Genomic DNA, 4,449 nt, shown 5'->3' on the forward strand with positions numbered 1-4,449 from the left:
TGCAATTGAGTATTCCCGTACTAGCCATTGGGGGTATTAGCATAGACAATATTGCTCGCTTCAGAGATACTCCTCCTCATAATATTGCGGTCATTAATAGTCTCTTTGGCCAGGCAGATATCTACCAAGCTGCGCTGGCGCTAAGCGCCGCATTTAAACAAATTCAAACTTATTAATTTAGAAACAGGTTCCAATATGTCTCGATCCGAAGATCTTTTCAACGATGCCCAAAGTGTGATCCCAGGCGGCGTAAACTCCCCGGTGCGCGCATTTAAAGGTGTTGAAGGTACTCCCATTTTCTTTGAACGCGGTGAAGGCGCCTATTTAGTAGATGCCGACGACAAGCGCTATATCGACTATGTCGCGTCATGGGGACCAATGATCTTGGGCCATGCCAACCCGGATGTAATCTCTGCCGTGAAAGCGCAACTAGACCACGGCTTGGGCTACGGTGCGCCAACTGAAATCGAAACCATCATGGCGAAAAAGGTTTGCGAACTTGTCCCTTCTATTGAAATGGTTCGTATGGTGAGTTCGGGAACCGAAGCAACCATGAGCGCTATTCGCTTGGCGCGTGGTTTTACCGGACGCGATAAAATCGTTAAGTTCGAAGGCTGTTATCACGGGCATGCTGACTCGCTACTCGTTAAAGCAGGCTCTGGCGCGCTAACGCTTGGCGTGCCTAATTCACCTGGAGTACCTGCGAGTGTCGCCGAGCATACAATCACCCTTACCTATAATGATGCAGACCAAGTTAAAGCACTGTTTGATGAAATGGGTGACCAGGTTGCTGCGATTATTGTCGAACCCGTTGCCGGGAATATGAACTGCATTCCTCCAGTACCTGGCTTTTTAGAAAGCTTACGAGAAGTCTGTGACAAACATGAAAGTGTCTTGATCTTTGATGAAGTCATGACTGGCTTCAGAACCGCTTTAGGCGGAGCCCAGTCTGTATACAATGTGAAGCCTGACCTAACTACTTTAGGAAAAGTAATTGGCGGTGGTTTACCGGTCGGCGCTTTCGGTGGCCGTACAGATATTATGCAAGCGATAGCGCCTACAGGCCCAGTCTACCAAGCCGGTACTTTATCGGGTAATCCGCTCGCCATGGCAGCCGGTCTAGCTATGCTGAATGCGATATCCGAGCCAGGTTTCTATGAAGCGCTAAGTCTGCAAACCACGAAACTGGTAGACGGCTTAAAAGCAGCTGCTAAAGAAGCCGGTGTGCCAATGACCTTTAACCAGGTGGGTGCAATGTTTGGTTTCTTCTTTACCGAAGCAGAGCAAGTTTCTCGCTTTGATCAAGTCATGGAATGTGACTTGCCTCGTTTCAAGGCTTTCTATCATGCGATGTTAGAAGAAGGTGTTTATCTTGCGCCGTCTGCGTTTGAAGCTGGCTTTGTTTCAAGCGCGCACAGCGATAAGGAAATTGAAGCAACAGTTGAAGCAGCACGAAAAGTGCTCAAGTCTCTTGCTTAGTTTTCTGTAAAACCTTCTAAAATAGTATTCAGAAATAACAGGCCTTTGTCCGTCGTACATAGGCCTTCTTCCTTCATCAAGCCCCTTGTCTTGAGTTCCGTTAACATAGGCTCTAAGACGCTGAGTTCCAGGCCCGTACGCTGAGATAGTAGTGAAGCTGGCACACCTTTCGTCAGACGTAGAACATTCATCATAAACTCGAAAGCTAAATCTTCTTGTGGAATAGCTTGTTCGCCCACTCTAATACTAGGCCCTGAACTGACATCAGAGCGCCTACTAGCAATTGCTTTTAAGTAATCGTTTGGGGTTCGAGTCTTACGGTAGCGATACATTCCCCTAAGCTGCTGAGCATCATCTAGCAAAGTGATTTTAGAGTGTGCACCGGCACCAATGCCAAGATAGTCACCAAACTGCCAGTAATTAAGATTGTGCTTAGCTTGAAAATCTGGTTTCGAGAATGCCGAGACTTCGTACTGCTGAAAACCCTTCTCGCCTAACAATTGCAGGCCATTATTTTGAATATCCCACATCAGTTCATCTTCAGGTAGAGCAGGCGGGTAGCGATAGAACTCGGTATTTTGTTCGATCGTCAATTGATACCAGGATAAGTGATTCGGCCCAAGCGATAATGCACTTTGGATATCATCCATGGCATCATCCAATGTTTGCCCGGGCAAACCATGCATCAAATCAATATTACAGTTAGTAATACCTCCCTCGTGTGCTTGTTCAATGGCCTTCATTGCTTCACTAGCAGAGTGAATGCGCCCAAGCTTTTCCAAATAGCGGTCTTTAAAACTCTGAACACCTAAAGATAGGCGGTTAATACCTGCTTGAGCATAAGCTTGAAATCGCTTCGCTTCAGTCGTACCTGGATTAGCCTCGAGTGTGATTTCGATATGCTCGGCAAAAGGCAATCGCTTATCTATGGCAGGTAGTAAGCGCTGATAAAACTCACCTGACATTAAACTCGGTGTACCGCCACCAAAAAAGATCGATTCAATTTTACGGCCCTGTGCAAATTCCCTATCAAAGTCCAAATCTTCAAGAAGCTTATTTAGATAGGCCTGTTCTGGAATTTCAGCACTGACATGGGAGTTGAAGTCGCAGTAAGGGCATTTGCGTACACACCAGGGAATGTGTACATAGAGACTTAGTGGAGGCAGTGTATTCAAGGCTCAGCCTAAGCCATTGACGCTTTGATTAGCTCAATTTTGTCGAGCAAAGCCTGGGTTGCCTGGCCACGGTGGCTAATTTTGTTTTTCTCTTCTTTCGTCAATTCTGCTGCGGTACATTGTTGATCAGATACCCAAAATACCGGGTCATAGCCAAAACCTTCACTGCCACTCTGAGTTTCAGTAATTCTACCAGGCCAACGGCCATGGCAAATTAAAGGTGTTGGATCTTCAGCATGCGACATATAAACCAGAACACAATGGAATTGCGCTGTTCTTTCTGCCTCGGGAACCCCCCCTAACTTTTTCAAAACCAGGTCGATGTTATCCTGGTCACTAGCTCCCTCACCTGCAAAACGAGCTGAATAAATACCGGGCTGTCCCTGTAAGGCGTCAATCGCGATACCCGAATCATCCGCCAAAGCGGGTAGGCCTGTCATTTTGGCTGCGCAACGCGCTTTAATAATGGCATTCTCAACAAAGCTGAGCCCCGTTTCTTCAGGCGGCTCAAAGTTATAATCTGATTGCGGGCTGACCTCAATATCATGATCAGCCAGCAGTAATTTAAACTCTCGAAGTTTTCCCTGGTTACCCGTAGCTAATACAATTTTCATCTCTGCCTGACCTGCTAATCGTTATAGAAGTTTTGCGTAAACCTCAGTTTTAGTGGCTGTGTTCCACCTTGCGGGTAAACCGTTACGTCAAAGGTCAACAAATCACCCTCGCGATATTGAAGCTGAGCCAGGTAGTAAATAGCATCGCCTTCTATAACTTGCTGGAAAGATAAAAACTGCGACTGGCGAATCTCATTGATCATCTCTGCCTGCACGGAACCACCCACTGCTTTTCGCTTTCCCTCCTTATCGACCTTAATAATACTGATATTAACCAAGCCTAAAGAACGACTTCTAACTAGTTGATACTGCCTTGCAACCTCTTCATCGAGGAAGGTCGAGGCAAAGGCAATATAGTGTACTTCATAATCGCTGCCATCAGGCCCTGGAAATACCTCTTTCTTCTCTGCATTCGCTGCAACAGAAAGAAAAGTCGTGAGCAAAAAAATTAAACTTGTTAAGGTTCGTATCATCGCTGAATTCATACGCTTGAGCCTATTGGATCAGAAAAAGTGAATTATTTACTAATGCGGTATACCGCAAATTCGGCAAATAGATTTGGCCACATGCGCGCAAAACTACTCTGTTCAAACTCTGCATCCACCACTTCGCGGTTCAGGATCTTGATACCTTTTTGAACACAAAGCGCTTCAAAGTCCTTAAAGGTGCAGAGGTGGATGTTCGGTGTGTTATACCAGGTATGCGGCAAAGTTTTCGACATCGGCATTTTGCCATTCCACAAAAGGTAATGGCGGCAACGCCAATAGCCAAAATTTGGAAAGGTAACAATTCCCTGATTTCCGAGACGCATCATTTCATCAAGCATCACATCCGGACGCCGGACTGCCTGTAGAGCTTGCGTCATAATCACCGTATCAAACTGCTGATCGGCAAATTGAGACAGGCCTCTTTTGTCCAGATCATGCTCTATAACATTAACTCCCTTCTCAATGCATCGGGTTATCTGCTCTGACGCAATCTCTAGCCCATATCCAAGGACCTTCTTTTCCTGCTGTAAGTGCGCCAGTAAAGTGCCATCACCACAACCTAAATCGAGCACACGGCTGCTTTCTTTCACCCAGGGTTCTATCAGTCTCAGGTCGGCACGCATTATTTTATCTCCTCAGCAATACGCTTCATATAAGCTGAGAAGATAGCCATATAGCGCTCCGTTGGAATTA

Annotated in this window: 5 protein-coding genes; 1 reads left to right on the forward strand and 4 read right to left on the reverse strand. The window is 46.1% G+C overall.

Going from position 1 to position 4,449, the window contains the following annotated elements:
- Window positions 1-195: 195 nt before the first annotated feature.
- On the forward strand, window positions 196-1,479 hold the full coding sequence (gene hemL, locus A3757_RS02785) for a glutamate-1-semialdehyde 2,1-aminomutase (RefSeq protein ID WP_068510026.1): 1,284 nt from the start codon (window positions 196-198) through the stop codon (window positions 1,477-1,479).
- Here the strand turns inward: hemL and hemW are convergent.
- From hemW to metW, 4 genes are read right to left on the reverse strand one after another with little or no spacing between them, the layout of a single operon-like run.
- Window positions 1,476-2,654, reverse strand: a complete 1,179-nt coding sequence (gene hemW, locus A3757_RS02790; RefSeq protein WP_068510024.1) for a radical SAM family heme chaperone HemW — start codon at window positions 2,652-2,654, stop codon at window positions 1,476-1,478. The genes hemL and hemW overlap by 4 nt on opposite strands.
- An 8-nt stretch (window positions 2,655-2,662) precedes the next feature.
- The gene (gene rdgB / locus A3757_RS02795; protein WP_068510022.1) at window positions 2,663-3,268 is read right to left on the reverse strand and encodes an RdgB/HAM1 family non-canonical purine NTP pyrophosphatase; all 606 of its coding nucleotides are present in this window, start codon (window positions 3,266-3,268) and stop codon (window positions 2,663-2,665) included.
- Between the two features lie 14 nt (window positions 3,269-3,282).
- The gene (locus A3757_RS02800) at window positions 3,283-3,753 is read right to left on the reverse strand and encodes a DUF4426 domain-containing protein (RefSeq protein WP_068510021.1); all 471 of its coding nucleotides are present in this window, start codon (window positions 3,751-3,753) and stop codon (window positions 3,283-3,285) included.
- A gap of 32 nt (window positions 3,754-3,785) precedes the next feature.
- Window positions 3,786-4,379: a methionine biosynthesis protein MetW gene (gene metW, locus A3757_RS02805; protein WP_068510019.1), complete on the reverse strand. Its 594-nt coding sequence runs from the start codon at window positions 4,377-4,379 to the stop codon at window positions 3,786-3,788.
- Window positions 4,380-4,449 lie beyond the last annotated feature (70 nt).

It is taken from the genome of Oleiphilus sp. HI0117 (assembly GCF_001635235.1).

What these genes read in the sequence shown, in the direction of transcription:
- rdgB (WP_068510022.1), bottom strand. Translation starts at nt 3,268, where the DNA reads ATGAAAATTGTATTAGCTACGGGTAACCAGGGAAAACTTCGAGAGTTT.
- metW (WP_068510019.1), bottom strand. Translation starts at nt 4,379, where the DNA reads ATGCGTGCCGACCTGAGACTGATAGAACCCTGGGTGAAAGAAAGCAGC.
- A3757_RS02800 (WP_068510021.1), bottom strand. Translation starts at nt 3,753, where the DNA reads ATGAATTCAGCGATGATACGAACCTTAACAAGTTTAATTTTTTTGCTC.
- hemL (WP_068510026.1), top strand. Translation starts at nt 196, where the DNA reads ATGTCTCGATCCGAAGATCTTTTCAACGATGCCCAAAGTGTGATCCCA.